The following is a 22,206-nucleotide window of genomic DNA, read 5'->3' on the forward strand; positions in this document are numbered from 1 at the left end:
GGCGGGAAACACTTATGGACAGTGTCACCGTAAAAAGCCGTCTCGATGCACTCAGCACCGAAAAACGTGAACTCTTCCAGCGGAGGTTGAGAGAGCACCACCGACGGCTCGCCGGAACCCCCGAGGCCCCTCCTGTCGAGGAGCCCGCCAGGCTCGCCGCGCGTGTGGACGTGACTCGCTCGTTGCAGTTCAGCCTGTTCTTCTTCTCGAGCAGCGCGGCGTCGGATGACCCCCGGAAGTACGAGTTGCTGTTGCGTTGCGTGGAGCTGGCCGAGGCGGAGGGCCTGCACGCCATCTGGACGCCCGAGCGGCACTTCGTCGACTTCGGCTCTTTATTCCCCAATCCCGCGGTGCTCGGGGCGGCGCTGGCGGCGCGGACGTCTCGGATTGGGATTCGCGCCGGGAGCGTGGCGGTGCCACTGCATGACCCGCTGCGAGTCGTGGAGGAGTGGAGCGTCGTCGACAATCTGTCTGGAGGTCGGGTCGGCATCTCCCTGGCATCAGGCTGGCACCCGGATGACTTCGTCCTGGCCCCGGACGCCTTCGCGGAGCGGCATCGCCATACGGCGGAGGCCGTCGCGCTGCTGCGCTCCGCGTGGCGAGGCGAGCCGGTGCGACGCGCCAACGGCCTTCAGCAGATGGTGGAGGTGACGCCGCGCCCCCGGCCGCTCCAGCGGGAGCTGCCCCTGTGGCTGACCGTCGTGCGGTCGGGCGGCTTCGCGCATGCGTCACGGCTGGGGCTCAACGTCCTCACGGGCTTGATGGACCTGGACGTCGAGGAGCTGGGGCGGTGCGTCTCCGAGTACCGCCGTGACTTCAGCGGAGAGGGGCCGCCCCGCGTCACCCTCACGGTCCACACCCACGTGCGGCCCGAGCCGGGGAGGGCGCGAGCGGCGGCCCATGGCCCCCTGCGGTCCTACCTCCGCTCGTTCATCCATACGAGCCGCAACTCCCTGATGGCCCAGCCCGAGGCCCGCGCGGCGGTCGAGGGGCTCACGGCGCTAGACGAGGAGGCAATCATGTCTCGCATCACCGACCGCTATCTGGAGTCCCGGTCATTGATTGGCACTCCCGAGGAGTGCGCGGGCTTCGTGGACCGCCTCTCCCTGGCGGGGGTGGACGAAGTCGCATGTCTCGTCGACTTCGGCATGCCGGGCGACGAGGTCTTCGAGGGGCTCACGCACCTGTTGCGCGTGCGTGACGAGGCGGAGCGCCGACGGGAGGCCTCACCGTGAGCCGCGCCCTGCTCATCGTTCCCCACTTCTGGGACCCCATCTGCGTGCCGCTGGGCGTGAGCGCGCTCAAGGCCTACGCGGAGCGCTTTGGCCACGAAGTCTCGCTGTTCGACTTCAACACCGTCCCGGAGGTCTTCTCCGTCCAGCGGGCCTACTTCGACGAGCTGGAGCGCCAGTTCCCGGAGTGGCGTCGCTGGAACGCGGAGCGCAACGCCACGGACCTGCTGGCGATGCACCAGATTGTCTACCTCTACGGGCGCGCGCGCCCCGACTACCGGGAGCTGGTGGCGGAGGTGCTGAACGTCACCGCGGCGCCACTGGACACGGTGGTCCCCCGGCTGAAGACGGCGCCGTTCGACGCCCTCTTCGCGAAGCTGTACGCCAGGGTCGGCTCCATCTTCCAGAACCTGGTGGAGACCACGCGCCCGGAGGTCATCGGCTGCTCGCTCTTCAACTCCACGTGGGCGGCGACGCTGTTCCTGCTGCGCCGGGCGAAGGCGCTCATGAAGGGAGGGCGGACCGTCGTGGGGGGCCCCGGGCCCATCATGGGCATCGCGTCGAGCGCGGCGGAGGTCGCCGCGTTCCATTCCGCGCACGACTTCATCGACTACTACGTCATTGGCGAAGGCGAGAAGCACTTCGTCTCCATCCTGGACCAGCCGGACCTGCCGCCCGGCATCCTCGGAGGAGAGGTGGCGCGTCTGCGCGCGGGAGGGCCACGGCAGGACTTCCAACTCGCGGAGCTGCCGGACCCGGACTACGGACACCTGGAGGTGTCGCGCTATCTCCAGCTCTCCGCGGCGTCGTCGCGCGGCTGCCCGTTCGAGTGCTCCTTCTGCGCGGAGACCGTCTTCTGGAAGGGCTACCGCAAGCTGCCGACGGACAGGCTCGCGGACCAGATGGTCATGCTCTCGCAGCGGTACCGGAAGGACTCCTTCTACCTCTGTGACTCGCTGTCGAACCCCATCCTGGATGGGTTGTCCCAGGCGCTCATCCAGCGCGGCGCGAAGCTCCATTTCGACTGCTACGTGCGCGCGGACCGCACCTGCCTGGACGCGGAGAAGGCGGCCCGCTGGCGCGACGCGGGGCTGTTCCGTGCGCGGCTGGGATTGGAGTCCGCCAGCCAGCGCATCCTCGATGAGATGGTGAAGAAGACCGACCCGCCGACGATGGCTCGCGCGCTCAAGGCGCTGAGCGATGCGGGCGTGCGCACCAGCACACTGTGGATTGCCGGCTACCCCGGGGAGACGCTCTCCGAGTTCAACGACACGCTGACGTTCCTCCGGGAGAACCGGACGAACATCTACGACGCCGACGCGTGGCTCTTCCAGTACCACCCCAAGGGCCTGGCGGGTTCGTCGACCCGGCTCAAGGACTCCGGCGCGTCCAGGCCCCGGTTCGGCTCCGAGCTCAGCAAGCTGACGCGGGTGGAGGCCTCCATGGTCGATGACGGGCTGTCCCCCGGGGACCGGCTCGAACGCCTGGAGCGCTTCGTGGCGACCATGCAGGAGCTGGAGATTCCCAACCCCTACTCACTCACGCAGTGGCGCTCGGCCGATGCCCGCTGGGAGGCCCTCGGTCACGAGGCCCGGTGGAGCGTGCTCGGTGGCGGCGTGGAGGCGACCCGATGAACGACACCCCGCGCAATGCGAGTGGCTGGCCTCCGGAGCCTGGAGTCATCGACCCGTGCGAGCTGCTGGCCCGGCGCGCCGTGGAGCGTCCGGGCGAGGTCGCCTACGTGTTCATGGGCACGGACGGCGCCGAGCAGCACTGCACCTGGACGGAGCTGGACTTGCGCGCCCGGCCCATCGCGGCCCGGCTCATCGCGGCGGGTGCGCAGCGGGCCCTGCTCATCGATGAGCCGCGCATCGAGCTGCTCGTCGCCCTGGTGGCCTGCATGCAGGCCGGCGTCGCCGCGATTCCCGTTCCGCCTCCGCGTGGCCGTCGCGCGCGCGAACGCCTGGCCGTGGTGTTGATGGATGCCCTGCCGGAGGCCGTGCTCGGTGTGTCCACGATGCGGCAGGCGGACCCCGAGGGCGTGAAGCTGCTGCCCCCGTGGATCGACACCGACACGGTGGCGGAGGCGTTGCCCGCGGAGGCGTATCGCAGGCCGTTCGACCCGGACCGCATCGCCCTGGTCCAGTACACCAGCGGGTCGACCTCTGAACCGCGCGGAGTGCTCATCGACTACCGCAACCTGAGCGCCCAGGAGCGGGCCATCCGCGAGGCGTTCGGCCACCGTCCCGACTCGCGCGTCGTCACGTGGTTGCCGCCCTACCACGACATGGGGCTCATTGGCGGCCTGCTCCAGCCGCTCTACGCGGGCCTGCCGTGTCTCTGGTTCTCTCCGCCCGTGTTCCTGGCGGACCCCGTGCTGTGGCTGCGCGCCATCAGTCGCTTCCGCGGTACGACGAGCGGAGGTCCCGACTTCGCCTACGAACTCTGCGTCCGGCGCATCCAGGACGAGCAGCTCCAGGGCGTGGACCTGTCGAGCTGGGAGGTGGCCTTCAACGGCAGTGAGCCCGTGCGTGCGGAGACGTTGGACCGGTTCGCCCAGCGCTTCGCCCGCCATGGCTTCCGGCGTGAGGCGTTCCTGCCGTGCTACGGGCTCGCCGAGGCCACGCTGATGGTGTCGGGCAAGCCGCCCGCGCTGGCGCCGACCTCGCTGCGCCTGGAGCGCGACACGCTGGAGGAGGGCCGTGCCGTCCGCTCGAGCGAGAGCGATGGACGACAGGTCACGCTGACGGGCTGTGGTCGACCCGTGCCCGGCATGGAGGTGAAGGTCGTTGACCCGGAACACCGACGGCCGTGCTCCCAGGGCGTCGTGGGAGAGGTCTGGGTCTCGGGCCCCTCCGTCGTCCGGGGCTACCTGGGCCATGAGGACGCGGAGGAGCTGTCCGCGCGTCTGCCAGGGGATGACCGACGCTATCTGCGCACCGGTGACCTGGGCTTCCACGACGAGCAGGGCGAGCTGTTCATCGTGGGGCGCCTCAAGGACCTCATCATCGTCCGGGGACAGAACCACCACCCGGAGGACCTGGAGCGCACGGTACAGACTGCGTTTCCGCCGCTGCGTCCCGCGTGTGGCGCGGCCTTCAGTGTCGAGAGCGAAGGAGAAGAGGCGGTCATCCTCGTTCATGAGATCGACCCCGTGGCGCTGGAAGAGGATGGGGGCGCGGGCCTGCTGGAGCGCATCGTCGAGCGCACGGGACAGGACCATGGCGTCCGGTTGCGAGAGGTGGTCTTCGTCAAGCCGGGCTCCCTGCCGCGCACCACCAGCGGGAAGATTCGTCGCCGCGAGGTCCGCCGGCGCTTCCTGGAGGGCGCGCTCACGCGGTTGAGCACCGCGCCGGTGGTGGCACCGGCGCCTGTGGAACTCGTCGATGCAGAGGTCCGCCGCATCCTCGACTGCTTCGCCTCGGTGCTTCCGGGGAAGGGGCGCGGGGCGCGGGCTGACTCGGACTTCTTCAGCCTGGGCGGTGACTCGCTCTCCGCGCACGAGCTGCTGGCGCGGGTGCGGCAGGAGACGGGGGTGCGGCTCGACGTCGCGGACCTTTTCACTGCGTCCACGCCGCGCCAGCTCGCCGCGAAGTTGGAGGAGCGTCGGCGGTTGGAGATGACTCCGGGTGAGCGGCTGGAGCCCGGTGCCTTGTCTCCGGCGCAGCAGCGCATCTGGTTCGCGGAGCAGCTGCGGCCGGGACATGCCTTCTACCATGTGGGCTTGCGCCTGGAGCTTGGCGCCGACGTGACGGTGCCACGGCTCGAACAGGCCCTGGCTCGGCTCGCGGCGCGTCAGCCCGCGCTGCGCGCGTCCATCGAAGTGGTGGACGGTGCTCCCCGACAGCGAGTGGCGGCGAGGGGGACGGTGCCGCTCTCCACTCTGAAGTGTCAGGGCGAGGATGAACTCGATGCCATCGCGAGGGAGGAGGTCTCGACGCCGTTCGACCTCGCGGGGCCGCTGGCGCGTGCGCTCCTCGTCTTCAGTGGGGCTCCCTTGGCGGGCTCCGTTGGGACGCGACAGACGTTGATCCTCACCATCCATCACATCGTCTGTGATGGCTGGGGAGGCCGACAGGCGGTGACCGGACTCCTCGAGGAGTTGGGGGCCTCCGTCAGTGAGGTCCGGCCTCGGGCCGAGCTGGACTCCGCGTACCTGACCGCGTGCGCGGAGGCTGCCACTCGCGCAGCGCGCTCGGGAGCATCGGGAGCCTCGTGGTGGCGCGGGGTCCTCGGTGGCGCTCCGGAGGCGATGCCGCTGCCCATCGACCGGGAGCGACCGGCGGCGATGCGGGGCAGGGGGGCGCGATGCGGCACGGTGCTGGACCGCTCCACCTGGGCGCGCGTGGTGTCGGCGGCCGAGCAGGCCCGCGTCACGCCCTTCATCGTGCTCGCGTCCGCGCTCGCGGCGGTGCTGCGGACCGTCTCGGGCCGGAGCGACGTGGTGTTCGGCACCGTCATCGCGCAGCCTCCGGGTGGCGAGGCGGCCCGACTCATGGGCTGTCACCTCAACTTCCTGCCCCTGCGCGTGGCCCTGCCGGAGGGGCTCGCGTTGCGTGAGTTGGTGGAGCGCGTGAAGGGCGTCTTCTCCGGAGCGCTGGCCCACTCGGAGTTCCCCTTCGAGGAGATGGTCCGCGCCGTCAACCCTCGCAGGGACTTGCGTGGCAACCCGCTCTACAACGTCGGGCTCTGGTACCACGACCTGCTGTCGGCGCTTCCCGACGCGGTGCGCGCCCAGGCCTCCGTGGTGGACACGCAGACCGCGGAGTTGGATCTGCGGCTCATCGCCACGCCCGGCGCGGACGGTGTGCTCGACCTGTCACTGGAATACGCCAGCGAGCTGTTCCGGGAGTCGACGGCCCGGCGGCTGCTCGACGGCTATGTCCGTGCGCTCGGTGCCGTGCTCTCGACGCCGGAGCAGGCCGTTCAGGAGCTGGACCGGGAGCTGTCCGCCGTCGTTCCCAGGGCGGTGGCCCGGCGCATCGCCATCGCCGCCAACTTCACCATCGAGCCCGTGGCGGAGTCGCTCGAACACTGGGCGGCGCGGCTCGCGTTCCCGCTCTCCGTCGAGTTCGGGGCCTATGACCAGATTGAACAGCAGTTGCTCGACGCCGACAGTCCCCTCATCGCCGGCTCGGGGACCCTGGGTGTCATCGTGGTGGATGCCGACGCCTGGGTGACGGCGGACGGCCAGTTCGGCCGGGTCTCCGCGTTCGCCTCCGTGGTGGAGGGGTTGGACCTGAGCGGCGCGGACCTGCTCGTCGCCGTCTGCCCGGCTCCGGACAACTCCACGCCAGCACGGGCCGCCGGGATTGCTCGCGCGCGGGAGGTCCTGATCGGGTTGTCCCAGGTGAACCGCGCCGTCGCGGTGCTCGACCTGTCGTCGCTGGGCCAGCACTACGGTGTCACGCGAGAGCGTGAGCCCTATCTGGACGAACTGGGCCGCGTGCCGTTCATCGAAGATTGGTTCGCCGCGCTGGGCACCGTCCTGTTCCGACAGGTTCGCGGCCGTGCGCGTCCGCCTAGGAAGGTGCTCGTCCTGGATTGCGACCACACCCTCTGGGATGGCGAGTGCGGAGGCGAAGGAGGACTTCGCGTCCCTCCGCACAAGCAGGCCCTGCAGCGCACCGCGCGTCGGCTGGCCTCCGAGGGCACCGTGGTGTGTCTGTGCAGCAAGAACATCGACGCGGACGTGGTGGCCGCCTTCTCCCACGCCGACATGGTGCTCACGCCGCGCGACGTCACCGCCCGTCGCGTGAACTGGCGACCCAAGTCCGAGAATCTCCAGAGCCTGTCCGAGGAACTCGACCTGGGCCTGGACGCGTTCGTCATGGTGGACGACGACCCGGCGGTCTGCGCGGAGATCTCCGCCGCGTGTCCCGAGGTCACCGTGGTGCAGCTCCCATCGGACGAGGCGGCTCAGGCCGTGGTGCTGGAGCACCTCTGGGAGCTGGACCGGCCCGCTGTCACCGCCGAGGACCGGGTGCGCGGTGAGCGCTATCGGGAAGAGGCCCACCGCCGCGAGCTTCGTCAGCGCGCGCCCAGCCTGTCCGCGTTCCTGGCGGAGCTCTCCGTTCGTGTGAACTTCCGCCCGGCGGAGGAGGCCGATGTCGCGCGCGTCGCCCAGCTCTTCGCTCGCACCAACCAGTTCAACCTGTCCGCGACCCGGTACGACGAGTCCCAGGTCGCCGCGTTCGTCCGCGACGGCGCACCCGAGTGCTGGGTCGTCGAGGTGGAGGACCGCTTCGGCGCCTACGGCTTGACGGGCGCGCTCGTCACCGCGCAGGGGGCGAACGCGCTGGAGGTCCAGGCCATGGCGCTGAGCTGCCGTGTCCTGGGGCGCGGCGTGGAGGGGAAGCTCCTCGCGGAGCTCCAGTCCCTGGCGCGGCGTCGGAGCCTTGGCGCGCTGCGCTTCAACTACCAGCGGACGGTGCGCAACGAGCCGGCGATGGCCTTCCTGGCGGGCCTGGGCGGTGTGCTCGACGGGGACGCGGGTACCCGGGAGGTGCCGCTGGATGCGGTCCTCTCCGATGCTCCCCAGGCGCCCCACGCCGCCCCACCGCGAGCGACTGTCGACGACCGGGGCAGTGGCTTCGCGGGCATTCCCGTCCCCGTGGCCGAGCGGAGCACCTCGGCGGCCATCCTCCAGGCGATGCGACAGACGTCCACCGCCCGGCCCGATTCGGCGGGCGCGTACGTGACGCCGGACGGGTCGGTGGAAGAGCGCATCGCGGAGATCTTCCGCATCGTCCTGCGAGTCGACCGCGTGGGCGCCCATGACAACTTCTTCGCGCTGGGTGGCCACTCGCTGCTGGCGCTCAAGGTGCTCTGGCACATGCATCGGGACTTCGGAATCGATGTCGCGTTGAACCGGCTCCACGATGCGCCCACGGTGGCCGGGCTGGCTGACGCCGTCGTGGAGACGCTCATCAAGCTCGACGCGGATGGAGTCCTTGGCGACGCCGTACGGCAGCAGGGAGACGCCCGCCCATGAACGACCTCAACCAGCGTCTTCGCGGGCTGTCGCCCGAGCGTATCGCCGAGCTGGCCCGCACCCTGCGCAAGGCGGAGGCCACGCCCACGCGCCCGCCCGTCCTCTCTGGCGCCCAGCGTCGCATCTGGTTCGTGGACCGCGCCCTGGGGCGCACGAGCACGTTCAACAACGCCGCCGCCCTGCGGGTCCGAGGTCCGCTCAACCTGACGGCCCTCCAGCGCGCGCTCGACATCGTCGTCCAGCGCTACGCCATCCTTCGCACCGCCTACGAGGAGCAGGAGGGCACCTGTGTTCCGAAGGTGGTCGACGCCCCCGTGGTGCTGGAAGTGCACGACCTGGGGGCGCTGCCTGCTGGTGAGCGGGAGGCGGCGGCCGACGAACTCGCGCGGGGGGCCGCTCGGCTCCCGTTCGACCTGAGCCGGGGGCAGGTGGTGCGCGCGCTCGCCGTCGTGGTGGCGCCGGAGGAGCACCTGCTGGTGCTCGTCGTGCATCACATCGCCTTCGACGCCTGGTCTCGCGGCATCCTGCTCGACGACCTCACCGCCGCCTATGAGGCCGAGCTCGACGGGAGGCCCGCGAGTCTCTCTCCCGCTGAGGACTACGGGGCCTATGTCGCGCGCGCCCTGGCGGAGCCGTCGCCCGAAAGGCGCGAAGCGCTGGAGCGCTACTGGGCACCCCTCGTGGGAGCACTTCCCGCGTCCCCCCTGGCGCACCTCGCTCGCGCGGGGCGGTCCGGGGATGATCGCGCTGAGACGCTCGTCCTCTCCCTTCCCACAGGACTGCGGCGACAGATCGACGACGTCGCGCGCCGGCATCGGACGACGCCGTTCGTCGTGCTCCTGTCCGCTTTCGAAGTCGTCTTGCACCGGCTGGGGGCGCAGGACGACGTCGCGGTCATCACGTCCTTCGCCGCGCGTGAGCGCGCCGATTCGATGCGCGTCGTCGGCAACCTGGTGGACACGCTGCTGCTGCGGCTCCAGGCCGGAGAGGACGTGTCGATTTCGAAGCTCATCGACCGAGTGGGCGAGGTGACCCAGGGCTCGCTCGCGCACAGGGACCTCTCTTTCGACCGCGTCGTCGCGCTGGCGGGAGAGCGCCCGGATGTGAGGACGCATCCGCTGTCGCAGGTGGCCTTCGTACACGACGGTGCTCCGGTGGGCGCGGCTCGCCTGGGGCGTGCCCGAGTCGACCTGCGCGTCGTCCATCCCGGACAGTCGCCCTTCGACCTCTTCCTGCGGGTCCATCCCCAGGAGTCAGAACTCGCGGTGACCGCGGAGTTCCGCACCGCGGTGCTGGACGCGGCCACGGTCGACGCCATCCTGGGGATGTTCCTGCGGGCCCTCGTCGCCTTGGTCGAGCCGGGAGACCTCACGGTCGGCACCGTGCCGCTGCTCTCCGAGGAGGAGCGTCGCCACCAGTTGACGCGCCTGCGCGGGCCGGAGCAGCCCTTTCCGGAAGAGCCCAACGTCGGCGCACGCTTCACCCGCGTGGCGCGCCAGCATCCGGACGTGGTGGCGCTCCGGGCAGGGGAGCGCTCCTTCACGTACCAGGAACTGCTCGAGCGGGCCTCGCGTCTCGCGCATCACCTGCATGCCTATGGTGCGCGCCCGGGTGTCCGCATCGCGCTCTATCTGACGCGCGACCCCGAGCTCATCGTCGCGATGCTGGCCACGCAGTTGGTGGGCGGGGCCTATGTGTCCTTCGACGTCAACCTGCCCACCGAGCGCATCGCCGCGCTGGTCGAGGACGCGACGCCGGGTCTGGTGGTGACGACGTCGGCCCTGATGGATGGCCTGCCCGTGACGCTGATGTCCCCCATCGTCATGCTCGATGACGAGTCCCGCGCCATCTCCGCTCGCCCCTCCACTCCACCTGACGCGGCGTTCGGTCCCGAGGCGCCTTCGTACCTGGTCTACACGTCCGGCTCGACGGGACGTCCGAAGGCCATCGAGGTCGCCCACGGCGGGTTGCTCAACCTGGCGCAGTGGCAGGCCCGTTACTTCGGCATCCGTCCTGGCAGCGTCGTCTCGCAGTTCTCCGGAGTGAGCTTCGACGCCATCGTCGGTGAGACGGCCATGGCGCTGCTCAATGGCGGGACGCTCGTGATGATTCCGGACGAGCGGCGCACGCCCGAGGCCTTCGCGGACGTGCTCGTCCAGGATGCCGTCGACGTCGCGGTGGTGGTGCCTTCGTTCCTCGCCCGGGTGGACCCGTCGCTCGTGCCCGCGCGACTCGATAGCTGGCTCGTGGTGGTGGGGGAGACGTTCCCTCCCGCGCTGGTCCAGCGATGGATGGGACGCCGCAGGCTGTGCAACGCCTACGGTCCGGCCGAATACACCGTGTACTCCACGGCGCATGACCTGGGAGAGAGCTTCGACGAGACGTCAGGCACGGTTCCCATTGGCTTGCCGCTCGACAACTCCCGGGCCTATGTCCTGGATGCTCGGGGCGAGCCCGTGCCCTGCGGTGTCCGGGGCGAGCTCTACCTGTCCGGCCCCGGCGTCGCGATGGGCTACTTCGGGCGTCCGGACATCACCTCCGAGCGGTTCCTCCCGAATCCGTTCGCGGACGAGCTTCCTCCTCCTGTCGACCTGGACCATCCGGCCGCGGTGCACGCCGTCGAGTCCTTCATCACCTCGCGCCCCGGAACGCCCATCGAAGCGGCGTCTCTGCGGCGTCGCTGCCTGGACCCGGAGGCCTTCGACCCCATGGTGCAGGGGCTCCCCGAGGACATCGTCCAGCGCACGCGCGAACTCGCCGCGGGACTGGCGGACGAAGCGAACCGACATGGCTTCCTCCGTTATCTCGCGGAGGGCTCGCATGACCTGGTCAACGGTCGAGGTCTGGAGGAGCCGGTGCTCGCGCATCTGCTCGGCGTCGCCGGCTTCCAGGGCCTCAAGGGCACGGACCTGGGCTTCGGCGGGGGAGAAGTGCTCGACACCCTGCGGGCGGCGGGTGCGGACGTCACGGGCGTGGACATTGGCCCGTGGCAGGTGCATCGCGCCCGGCTGCGGGGCCACCGGGTCGTCCAGGCGCATGTGGATACGCCCATGGCGCGCTTCTCCGCCGACACGGGCCTGATGCCCGGCTCGCTCGACTTCGCGCTCTCCTCGTTGGTGCTGGACCGCGTGGCACATCCGCGCGAGTTCCTGCGCAACCTCGTGGAGGTGCTGCGCCCGGGCGGACGATTCTCACTCCAGCTCTTGCTGCCGCACCGGGCGTTCGATTCGCCCGATGTGTTTCCGGCGCTCGTGTACACGGACGCGAGCCTTCGCTGTGTGCAAGAGGGCGCACCGGAGGCCCAGCTCCGACAACTGGCGGGGGTGCTGTCCGAGGTCGGTGGCGTCGACCTGCACGTCTACCGGATTCCCTACGCCATCGCGACGAGTGACGGCGTGGAGCGCTTCACGCTCTGGTGCGTGGCGGGGCAGCGGGCGCGCGTCCCGAGCCTCCAGCGTCACGAGCGCATGTACCGCACCGGAGACCTCGTCTCGCTCCGTCCGGACGGAGCGCTCATCTTCCACGGTCGCGTGGATGGCCAGCTCAAGATTCGTGGCGCACGGGTCGAGCCCGCGGAGGTCGAGGCCGCGCTCATTCGCGAGCCCCTGGTCGCCCATGCCGTCGTGGCCGCGCGTCCCGTGGGGCAGGGGGGCGCCGAGGGGCTCGTCGCCTGGTGTGTCCCCACGGAGCGCGAGCTCGTCGTCGATGGGCCGCGCGCCGTCGCGCTGAAGGACGCGCTCCTCGCTCGATGCACGCGTGAGCTGCCGAGCTGGATGGTGCCCACGGCCATCGTGCTCGTGGAGGAGCTGCCTCGGTCCCCGAGCGGGAAGATAGACCGCGCGCGACTGACGGTGCCCGAGCGCATCGACTCCGACCGGACCCCGGAGGCTCCACGCAACGAACGGGAACGTGCGATTGCTCGCGCGTGGTGCGACGTGCTGGGCCAGCGCGAGGTCGGCATCGATGAGTCCATCTTCGAGCTGGGCGGAGACTCCATCCTCATCGTCCGGGTGATTGCCCGTCTGCGCGCGGAGAACATCCGCCTGGAGGTCATCGACTTCTTCGAGAACCCGACCATCCGTCGGCTCGCGGCCAGGGTGGGGGACTTCCAGCAGGTCGCGCCCGCCTCGGGAGCCGCTCCGCTGACGCCCATCCAGCGCTGGCTCCTCGAACAAGGCGGCGGAGGCATTCCGAAATGGGCGACCCAGTCCGTCGTCCTGGCGCTCCAGCCAGGAGTCGACACGGCGCGGCTGGTCCAGGCGCTGAACGCCGTCATCGCCGCGCATGATGTCCTGCACTCCCGCATCGACGTTGGCGCGGGCCTGATTCACGTCCTCCCGCCGGACGCACTCCCCAGGCTCACCGGACTGCCGGTCGCCCCGGGGGCCGACGAAGCGCGCGCCCTGCTGACGCGGGCCTTGGAGCCACTGGAAGGCCGCATGCTGGCGGCGGGGCTCGTGCCTTCTTCCCGCCCGGACGAAGGTGGGGACCTGGTCCTCGTCGTCCACCACCTCGCGGTAGACGCGGTGTCCTGGCCCACGCTCTGCGAGGACCTGCTCGCCGCATATGACGCCCTCACGAAGGGGCACGAGCCCGCGTTGCCGTCCTCGACGCCGTACGTGGAGTGGGCCCGTCAGCTCGTGGCCCGCGCGAAGGACCCGGCGTGGCTCGCCGAGGCGGACCACTGGCGCGAGCAGCTCACGGGCGTAAGCGTGGCACTGCCGCCCTCGCCCGTGGCTGGCAACGCGGTCCTCCAGTTGAGTGAAGCGGAGACCGAGCAGGTGCTTCACGTCGCCCGGCGCGTCGGGGCTTCACCGCTGGCTGTGTTGTATGCGGCCCTGGCCCGACTGCTCTCGGAGGCCACGGGGACCGCTCGGGTCCTCATCGATGTGGAAGGGCACGGCCGTTCTTCGCCCGGACTCGACACATCGCGGACCGTGGGGTGGTTCACCGCGCTGTATCCCGTGGCCGTGCAGGTGGCCCCCCGGCGCGCACGGGTGGATCAGCTCAGGTCCGCCGTCGCCGCACTCCGGAGCGTTCCCTCCGGTGGCGTGGGTTATCTGCTGCTGCGCCATCTGGCCGAGGACCCGGAGCTTCGGGGTCGACTCGGGGCGGCGCGAGCGCTCGCCGTCGTCAACTACCTGGGGCGCATCGCCAGCGTCGAGCCGAAGGGCATCCTGCGGAGCCTGCGCGACTTCAGGGGGGAGAGCCCTCCGGTGCCGTCGGCCGCGCCCTATCCCCTGGCGCTGGACGCGGCGCTCGTCGAGGGTGGCCTGGAGCTGCGTCTCACTCGCGCGGATGGTGCACTGGGGGGCTCCGCCACGACGGTGCTGGAGGGGCTCGCCCGGGAACTGCGCGCGCTGCTGGAGGAGGCCCGCGCGATTCCCGAGGTGGCGCTCGACCTGACGCCTCCAGAGATTCCGCTGTCGCGGCTCGCGGAGCTGGTCCGGGAGAGAGGCGCGCCAGACCTCTTCCCGCTCACCCCCATGCAGCGGGGCATGCTCTTCCACGTCCGCGCGGCGCCGGACTCCGGGGTCTACGAGAATCAAATGCGCTTCCGGCTCCGGGGCGCGCTGGACGTGGAGCGCTACCGTGCGGCCTGGGCGAGCGTCCTCGCGCGGCACGCGGCCCTCCGGGTCAGCTTCGAGTTCCGAGACCTGGCCGAGCCGCTCCAGCTCGTTCATCGGCACGTCGAAGCGCCGCTCGCCGTCCTCGACCTGCGTCCGCTCCCCGAGTCCGAGCGCGCGGTGGCCGCCGCCGAGTACGCCACCCGAGAGCGCGTCGCATCGTTCGACCTGGAGCGTGCGCCGCTCGCGCGCATGTCGCTGCTGCGACACGACGACGAGGCCTGGGAGGTGCTCTGGACCTTCCACCACCTCATCGTCGACGGCTGGGCGGTGACCACCGTCGTCGAGGACCTACTGCGGACGTACGCCGGTGCATCGCTGGAAGGCAGCGGTGTCTCGGATGCCTTCCAGCAGTTGCTCGCGCGCCAGTCCTCCGAACGCCCGGACCTGCCGTCGCGACCGCGCACGCGTGCGTTCTGGGCCAGCACCCTCGCGGGGGCCCAGCCGTCTGACCCGCTGGGGCTCGGACCGGTCGGCAACCCGGGTGAGCTGCTGCGCGAGCACGGGCAGGTGTCCCTGCAACTGGACGTCGAGGAGACGGCGCGCATCGTCGCGGGGGCGCGTCGACACGAAGTCACCCTTGGGACCTTGCTGCAGGCGGGCTGGAGCCTGGTGCTCGCGCGCTTCGCCCGCTCGTCCGAAGTGGTGTTCGGGCTGACGGTTTCCGGTCGCCCCACGGACCTCCCGGGGGTGGACCGCGCCGTGGGGTTGTTCGTCAACACGGTGCCTGTGCGCGTGCGCGTCCCCGACACGGAGGCTCCAGGCGTCTGGCTGTCGGCCTTCCAGCGTGAGGCCCTGGCTCGGGGTCCCTATGAAGGGACGTCGCTCTCGGAGATTCAGCGCTGGAGTCAGCTCCGCGCCACGGAGTCACTCTTCAACCACGTGGTCCTCATCGAGAACTTCCCCGTCCAGCATGCCCTGCGCGCGCTCTCCTCGGAGCTCACGCTGGAGGGGGTGGATGTGGTGCAGCGCTCCCACTATCCCGCCACGCTGGTCATCATCCCGGGGGAACGACTGGAGCTCCAACTCGCCTGGGACCCCACGCGCATGTCCGAGGCCCGCGCCCGGTCCGTCCTCGGCTCCCTGCGCCGCGCCCTCGTGGGACTTGTCGACGCGTCGCTCACCCGCGTCGGAGACCTGGCGCTCGCCGACGGCGGGTCCGTCCTATCCATGCCCCGGGCCGCGGCCTATCGCGAGACCACGGTCCACCGTGCCTTCGAGGCACGTGTGCGTCGGAGTCCCGATGCGACGGCGCTCCTCCAGGAGCAGACCTCGGTCAGCTTCGCGCGACTGGATGCGTGGGCGAACCGCCTCGCCCATGCGCTGGTGAAGCGAGGCGTGGGCCCGGAGGTCCCCGTGGGCCTCTTCATCGGCCGCTCGATTCAATCCGTCGTCGGCATCCTGGCGACGCTCAAGGCGGGGGGCGCGTATGTGCCGCTGGACCCGTCGTATCCGCGCAAGCGCATCGAACAGATGCTCACGGCGGCGAAGCCTCCTGTCGTCCTCACGGTGGGTCGGCTCGCGGACCGCATTCCGGACGAGGCCCGGCAACTGACCGCCGAGCTGATCGACGTGGACGCCTTCGCCACGGGCGAGCCGCTGTCCGCGCCAGACGTCGAGGTCTTCGCGGACGGCCTCGCATACATCCTTTTCACGTCGGGCTCCACGGGACGTCCCAAGGGCGTCATGGGCACGCACCGGGCCACGCTCGCAGTCACGGCCTGGCGCGAGGTGACCTTCCCCTACCGTGCGGACGAGGTGTGCTGCCAGAAGACGCCCCTCAGCTTCGGGGACTCGCTTCAGGAGATCGTCGGCCCGCTGCTGGCGGGTGTCCCCCAGGTCATCCTCTCGGACGACGCGCTGAAGGACCCTCACGTGTTCGTGGAGGAGCTGGCGCGCCACCGTGTCACGCGAATCATCATCGTCCCTTCGCTGCTCGCGGCTGTCGTCCGGGTGCGCGCGCCGTTGGAGGAGCGACTGGGCTCCCTGTCGCTGTGGATTGCCAGTGGTGAGGCGCTCCCCTCGGAGGTCGTCCGCCAGTTCCGCGAGCGGCTCCCCTCGGCTCGGCTGATCAACCTGTACGGTGCCTCTGAGATTGCCTGTGACGACACCTGGACGGAGGTCGACGACACGGGGCGCGCACCGCCCATCGGTCGCCCCATCTCGGGCAGCAGCGCGGCGCTCTTGGATTCACGCATGCGTCCGGTGCCAACGGGGGCCCTCAGTGAGCTGTACGTCGGAGGCGAGGTCGTCAACCGCGGCTATCTGGATGACCCCGCTCGCACGGCGGCGACGTTCCTCCCGGACCCCTCGGGTGACGGTGGCCGCGTCTTCCGCACCGGAGACCTCAGCCGCCTCGATGACGATGGCTCGCTGACCTACCTGGGGCGAGCGGACCAGCAGGTCAGTGTCCGGGGAGCGCGCGTGGAGGTCGCCGAAATCGAGGCGGCCCTGGATGGGTGCCCTGGCGTGGCGGCCTCGGCGGTCATCTTCGACGAGCAGCACCAGCGCCTCACCGCCTTCGTCATGCCTGACGAGCGCGAGCAATGGCTGCGGGGAGGGCGCCTGCACACGCTGCCCAACGGGCTGGCGGTCTTCGAGCATCAGCGCTCGGAGTCCGACTACCTCTTCACGGAGATGTTCGGTCATGACGCCATCGCCCTGGGACTTCCGGATGACGCGGTCGTCATGGATGTCGGCGCGAACATCGGCCTCTTCTCTCTCTTCTCGCACTATGCCGCGCAGCGAACCCGCATCGTCGCCGTGGAGCCCGCGGACGAGCTTCGTCGGTTGCTGGAGCAGAACCTGCGACTGCATGCCTGCGAGGCCACCGTCATCGGCGCGGCGCTCGCGGAGGCACCGGGCCGGCGGACCTTCACCTTCTACCCGGGGGCCAGCGTGCAGTCCGGGCTCTTCCCGGACCAGGCGTGGGATGCGCTCATCTTCCGCTCGGGTGCGGAGTCCGTGGGGCGCGAGGTGGGCGCGGTGCTACCCTCGGAGGCGCTGGACAGGTTGTCGGAGGCGCGCTTCGTCGGACGCGCGACGGAGGTGGAGGTCACCACCGTCTCCGCCTTGATGGAGCGGCTATCCCTGCCCCGGGTGCATCTGCTCAAGGTGGATGTCGAGCGCGCGGAGATCGACGTGCTGCGAGGCATCGAGCCCCAGCACTGGGAGCGCATCGACCAGCTCCTGATTGAGGTCGAGGAGCGCGGAGGGAGCCGGGCCCAGGTCGAAGCCCTCATCCCCAAGACGTTCGAGCTGCGCTGGATTCCGCACCGCTATCTGTCCAAGGCGGAGCTGTGGATGCTCCATGCGTGGCGCAAGGCGTGTCCACCTCCGGAGCCGCGTGCGTCGCGTCCGATGCCACCACCTCCCGCCCCCGCCGACCTGTCGGAGAAGGCGCTGCGGACGTGGGTCGGGGGCGTGCTGCCCGCGTACATGGTTCCGGCGCGCTTCGCCGTGGTGGAGCAGCTTCCCCGAACGCCGAGCGGGAAGCTGGACCGCAGGGCGCTGGAGGCGGCGGTCATCCCCGATGTGGACGCAGAGGCTCCGCTGGATGCCGTGGAGGAGCGCATCGTCCAGACGTGGTGCAAGGTGCTCGGGCGCGAACGGGTGGGGCGCGAGCAGAACTTCTTCGACCTGGGCGGGCACTCCCTGCTCATGCTGGAGGTCTTCGACCGCCTCGAGGTGGCCGAGCTTGGGCTGACCGTCGCCGACCTGTATCAGTACCCCACGGTGGCCACGCTGGGCGCCTTCCTGCGCAACGGGGCCCCGTCGGCCGCTCCCGGTGCCGCGCTGGGCGAGCGGGGCCGACGACGCCGCGAGAGACGCCGCACCCGCGCCACGTCGGCCGAGCCCTCCACCCAGGACGACCATGACCTCTGAGACCGCCATCGCGGTGGTAGGCGCCGCCTGCCGTTTCCCGGGCGCACGCGACCTGGACGCCTACTGGGACCTGCTTCTCTCCGGACGCACCGGCTTCCAGCGCATCGCCCGCGAGGCGGCCGAGAAGTCGCTCCTCAAGGGCATCCATCCCGGTGCCCCTGATTGGGTGGGCGTCTGCGCACCGCTCGACGAGGTGGACTGCTTCGACGCGAGGTTGTTTGGCTACTCACCCCGCGAGGCCCAGGTGATGGACCCGCAGCAGCGGGTGATGCTCGAGTGCGCGCACGCGGCGCTCGACGACGCGGCCATCACCCCGGCCTCGGTCGAGCATGCGGTGGGCGTCTTCATCGCGTCCACCGCGAGCGGCTACCTGCTGGAGAACCTGGCGGCGACCAACGCTCGGGACGAAGTCGGCGTGGACACGATTGCCATCCACAACAACGCCGACTTCCTGCCCACGTCCATCTCCTACAAGTTGGACCTGCGCGGTCCGAGCTGCGCGGTGCAGACGGCCTGCTCCGGCTCCCTGGTCTCGGTGCATCTGGCCTGTCGCGCGCTGCTGGATGGCGAGTGCGACGTGGCGCTCGCGGGAGGCGTGTCCGTCCGGCTTCCGCAGCACGCGGGCTACCACGCGGCCACGGGGGGCGTGATGTCGCCCACCGGCCAGTGCCGGCCCTATGCCAGCGACGCGGATGGCACCCTGTTCGGCAGCGGCGCGGGCGTCGTGGTGCTTCAGCGGCTGGATGATGCGCTCGCCCGAGGCAGTCGCATCCTGGGTGTCATCGCGGGCTCGGCGGTGAACAATGATGGCCACGGCAAGGCGGGCTTCACCGCGCCTTCTCAAGCAGGACAGCGCGCCGTCATCGCGGACGCACTCGCGGCGGCGGGGTTCGTGCCCTCGGACATCAGCTACCTGGAGGGGCACGGCACCGCCACCCGGCTCGGGGATGAAATCGAGCTGCGCGCGCTGCGAGACGTGTTCGGACAGTCGGCGCGGAGGACGCCTCTCCTGCTCGGCTCCTGCAAGGGCAACGTGGGCCATGCGGAGTCGGCGGCCGGCATCGCCGGGTTGCTCAAGGCGCTCCTGATGCTGCGGCACCGCCGGATTCCCCTGACGCTAGGGGGCACGGATTCGCCGCTCACGGTGGCGAGCGAGCGCGTGCTGCGCGTGCCTCGTCAAGCCATGGTCTGGGAGCGAGGCAGTGAGCCGCTTCGCGCGGGGGTGAGCTCCTTTGGCATTGGCGGGACGAACGCGCACGTCGTCCTGGAAGAACCGCCGGAGGCGCGCGCGACCGTCGCGGAGCTGAGGCCGCGTCCTCGCCTGGTGTCGCTCTGCGCGGCGACGGCCGAGGCCGCGACGGCTTCGGCGGAGCGACTGGCGAGCGTGCTCGAGTCCGACACCGAGCTGCTCCTGGCGGACGTTGCCTACACCCTGCATGTGGGGCGGCGAGAGCTGCCGTACCGGCTGGATGTTGTCGGGAACACGCCCTCCGCCGTCGCCGCGAAGCTGCGCGCCGCGAAGCCGTTGGCTCCATCGCCCGGAGGACCGCCGCGCGTGGCGTTCCTGTTCCCGGGACAGGGCGGCGAAGTGGGGGCGATGACGCGGCAGCTTCGTCGGGACCTGCCGCTGTTCCGGAAGACGTTCGACAACCTCGCGGGGCACCTGGAGCGGCGCGGCGGTCCCAACCTGTTGGCCTTGAGCGCCGAGGAGCGCGAGCACGACACCGACGTGCTCCAGCCCTTGCTCTTCCTAACCTCCCACGCGCTGTCGGAGACGCTGCGCGCCGTGGGCGTGGTGCCGGACGTGGTGCTCGGTCACAGCCTGGGCGAGTGGAACGCCGCGGTGACGAGCGGCACGGTGGATGTTCGCGTCGCGCTCGAGGCCGTGGCCGCGCGCGGGCGACTGATGGTCAGCACCCAGCCTGGAGGAATGGTCGCGGTGTCGCTGGGAGAAGAGGCGGTGCTGGAGCGCCTGATTCCGGGACTCGCACTCGCGGCGGTGAATGGCCGCGCGGCCACCGTGGTCTCCGGCCCGGAGGTCGCGCTGGCCGGGTTCTGCGAGGGACTGGACCGGTTGGGCATCCCCTGGCAACGGCTGCGCACGAAGCGCGCCTTCCACTCGGCGCTGATGGAGCCCATCCTCGGAGGGCTGCGAGACGCCCTGGCGCCCATCCGCTTCGCGCCGCCGAGCATCCCGTTCATCTCCTCCACCTCGGGAGCGCGCGTGGGGGAGGGCGCGCAGGGGAGAGGCGACGACTGGGTCCAACAGGTGCGCAGGCCCGTGAGGTTCGTGGACGCGCTGGGCACTCTCAAGGGGCTCATGGGGCAGGGCAGTGGTCCCTTGCTGGCCCTGGAAGTAGGGCCGGGGCGCGCGCTGTCCAGCGCCGCGAAGCAGTACGACCGGGACGCCTTCGTGCCGGTTGCGTGCTGCGCGAGTCCGGAGCGGGATGCGCTGAACCAGGTACTTGAGGCCATCGGCCGACTCCGCTCTCAGGGGCGCTCCGTCCACCTGGAGAAGCTCTACGACGGCGAGCCACGTCGGCGCGTCCCACTGCCGGCCTATCCGTTCGCGAGGACGTCGTACTGGCTGGAGTCGTCCGCGACGCCTCAGGTGGAGCCTTCCGCCGGGCGCGGGGTGCCTACCGTCGCGCCCGCGAATGCGTCCCGGGCGCTCTCCACGCGGCTGGTCTCGTGGCAGCAGGTCCAGTCCGCGGCCCCCGCTGGGACGGCCGTGACACCCGAGCTGGCGTGGGTGGCGCAGACGCCCTGGCTGGCGCTCGTGCGAGACCAGGACTCGAGTCGGCGCTTCATTGCGGCGCTCCGTGAGCAGGGCCACGCGGTGGTGGAGGTCGTTCCAGGTCGCGGGTTCGAGCGGCTCGACGACCACCGCTTCGTCGTGCGCGCGGGCGTGGATGAAGACCTGCGGCGTGTGGTCGACAGCGTCTCATCACGCGGTGGCCTCCCGGCGCGCGCCCTGCATCTGTGGGGTGTGGGGCCGGTGAGCGCGGACGAGCGGGACCGCTGCTTCCGAGGGCTGCTCAGCCTCATCCGCGTCCTGGGACGGCGACCCCATGAGCGGGGGACTCGCATCTTCACCCTCACCGAGCAGGCGCACGACGTCGTGGGGACGGAGACGGTGCTGCCCGAGCGGGCGATGCTCGGTCCGCTGTCGCTCATCGCGAGCCAGGAGATCGCGGGCCTGTGGGGAGCCCACTTCGACTGTGACTCGCTCGACACCGCGAGCAAGGCGCTGCTCGACGAAGTGCTGGGCGCCACGCCTCGACCGATGTTGGCCTTCCGCGGCCATCACGTGTGGACCCGAGTCCATCCCCACGTCGAGCCGCCGTCGACCGAGCGCACCTCGCTCCTGCGCAAGGACGGGGTGTATCTCATCACCGGCGGCACGGGGCGCTTCGGCTCCATCGTGGCGCGCATGCTCCTCGACCGGTGGAACGCCACCGTCTACGCCCTGGCGCGCGGCAGGTCGCGTGAGCTGCCGGTCGACCCACGGGTCCACGTGGTCCAGGCGGACGTGACGGACATGGCGGCGGTGACGCGCGTCGTCCAGGACATCGTCGGACGGCATGGGCGGTTGCACGGGGTCTTCCACGCGGCGGGAGTCATCCGGGATGAGACCCACTGCGCGCTGCTGGAGCTCACCCCCGAGCGCTGCGAGGAGCAGCTGGCGCCTCGGGTGGACGGCGTGCGGGCCCTGACGCGCGCGCTCGAGGGCGTGGACGTCGACTTCCGCCTGACGACATCGTCGATGTCCCCCATCCTCGGTGGGCTCGGACTGGGCGCGTACGGCGCGGCGAATGGCTACGTGGATGCCTTCGTCCAGGCGGCGCCACCAGAGGCCCGCTGGAGGGCCATCCACTGGGAGGGGTGGCACCGGGGGACGCAACCGTCGACCTGGTCGGACGGCATCGCCGCGAATCAGCGCAATCGCATGCTCGCGGACGACGAACTTGCACAGTTGCTCGACCAGGTCCTGCGCGCCCCAGAGCTCCGGCGGGTGGTCGTCACCCGGGATGACCTGGAGGACCGCGTGCGCCAATGGGTCCGCGTGGCGGAGCTTCCGACGGCGCCGGGCTCCACGGTGGCCTCGAGCACCCCGGGAACTCCACCTGGTGGCGCGGACATCTCCACCGCGCTCGCCGGAATCGTCCATGCGTTGTTGGGCGTGGAGGCGGGACCCACCGAGGACTTGTTCGAGCTGGGAGCCAACTCGCTCACCGCCGTGCAGTTGCTGGCCCGTGTGAGGACGACCTTCCAGGTGGACCTGCCGCTGCGCGTGCTCTTCGAGGGGCCGACCATTGCCCAACTCTCGCTGGCGCTCGCGGTGGCCACGGGAGCGGAGGTGGAGGACCCGGAGTTCGCGCGGCTCCTCGCGGAGATCGAATCGCTCTCCGAGGACGAAGCGCGCGCCCAGCTTCAGCAACCCGAGCCATCCCGAGGTGCAAGGTGA

General features: G+C 70.6%; 5 protein-coding genes. All 5 read left to right on the forward strand.

The window, feature by feature from the left end; genetic code table 11:
* Nucleotides 1–14: 14 nt before the first annotated feature.
* From FJV41_RS15300 to FJV41_RS15320, 5 genes are read left to right on the forward strand one after another with little or no spacing between them, the layout of a single operon-like run.
* A complete protein-coding gene (locus FJV41_RS15300) occupies nucleotides 15–1,235 on the forward strand; it encodes a MupA/Atu3671 family FMN-dependent luciferase-like monooxygenase (protein WP_141643218.1) in 1,221 nt (406 codons plus the stop codon).
* On the forward strand, nucleotides 1,232–2,866 hold the full coding sequence (locus FJV41_RS15305; RefSeq protein ID WP_141643219.1) for a B12-binding domain-containing radical SAM protein: 1,635 nt from the start codon (nucleotides 1,232–1,234) through the stop codon (nucleotides 2,864–2,866). The genes FJV41_RS15300 and FJV41_RS15305 overlap by 4 nt, the downstream gene beginning before the upstream one ends.
* The gene (locus tag FJV41_RS15310; RefSeq protein ID WP_141643220.1) at nucleotides 2,863–8,226 is read left to right on the forward strand and encodes an AMP-binding protein; all 5,364 of its coding nucleotides are present in this window, start codon (nucleotides 2,863–2,865) and stop codon (nucleotides 8,224–8,226) included. The genes FJV41_RS15305 and FJV41_RS15310 overlap by 4 nt, the downstream gene beginning before the upstream one ends.
* Nucleotides 8,223–17,738, forward strand: coding sequence for a non-ribosomal peptide synthetase (locus FJV41_RS15315; RefSeq protein ID WP_141643221.1), 9,516 nt, complete (start codon nucleotides 8,223–8,225; stop codon nucleotides 17,736–17,738). The genes FJV41_RS15310 and FJV41_RS15315 overlap by 4 nt, the downstream gene beginning before the upstream one ends.
* Nucleotides 17,728–22,206 carry a type I polyketide synthase gene (locus FJV41_RS15320; protein ID WP_141643222.1) on the forward strand — a complete coding sequence of 1,493 codons (4,479 nt, stop codon included), beginning with the start codon at nucleotides 17,728–17,730 and terminating at the stop codon, nucleotides 22,204–22,206. The genes FJV41_RS15315 and FJV41_RS15320 overlap by 11 nt, the downstream gene beginning before the upstream one ends.

It is taken from the genome of Myxococcus llanfairpwllgwyngyllgogerychwyrndrobwllllantysiliogogogochensis (assembly GCF_006636215.1).
GTDB lineage: Bacteria > Myxococcota > Myxococcia > Myxococcales > Myxococcaceae > Myxococcus > Myxococcus llanfairpwllgwyngyllgogerychwyrndrobwllllantysiliogogogochensis.

Coding starts and splice junctions, on each gene's coding strand:
- FJV41_RS15300 (WP_141643218.1), top strand. CDS start 15: ATGGACAGTGTCACCGTAAAAAGCCGTCTCGATGCACTCAGCACCGAA.
- FJV41_RS15315 (WP_141643221.1), top strand. CDS start 8,223: ATGAACGACCTCAACCAGCGTCTTCGCGGGCTGTCGCCCGAGCGTATC.
- FJV41_RS15310 (WP_141643220.1), top strand. CDS start 2,863: ATGAACGACACCCCGCGCAATGCGAGTGGCTGGCCTCCGGAGCCTGGA.
- FJV41_RS15320 (WP_141643222.1), top strand. CDS start 17,728: ATGACCTCTGAGACCGCCATCGCGGTGGTAGGCGCCGCCTGCCGTTTC.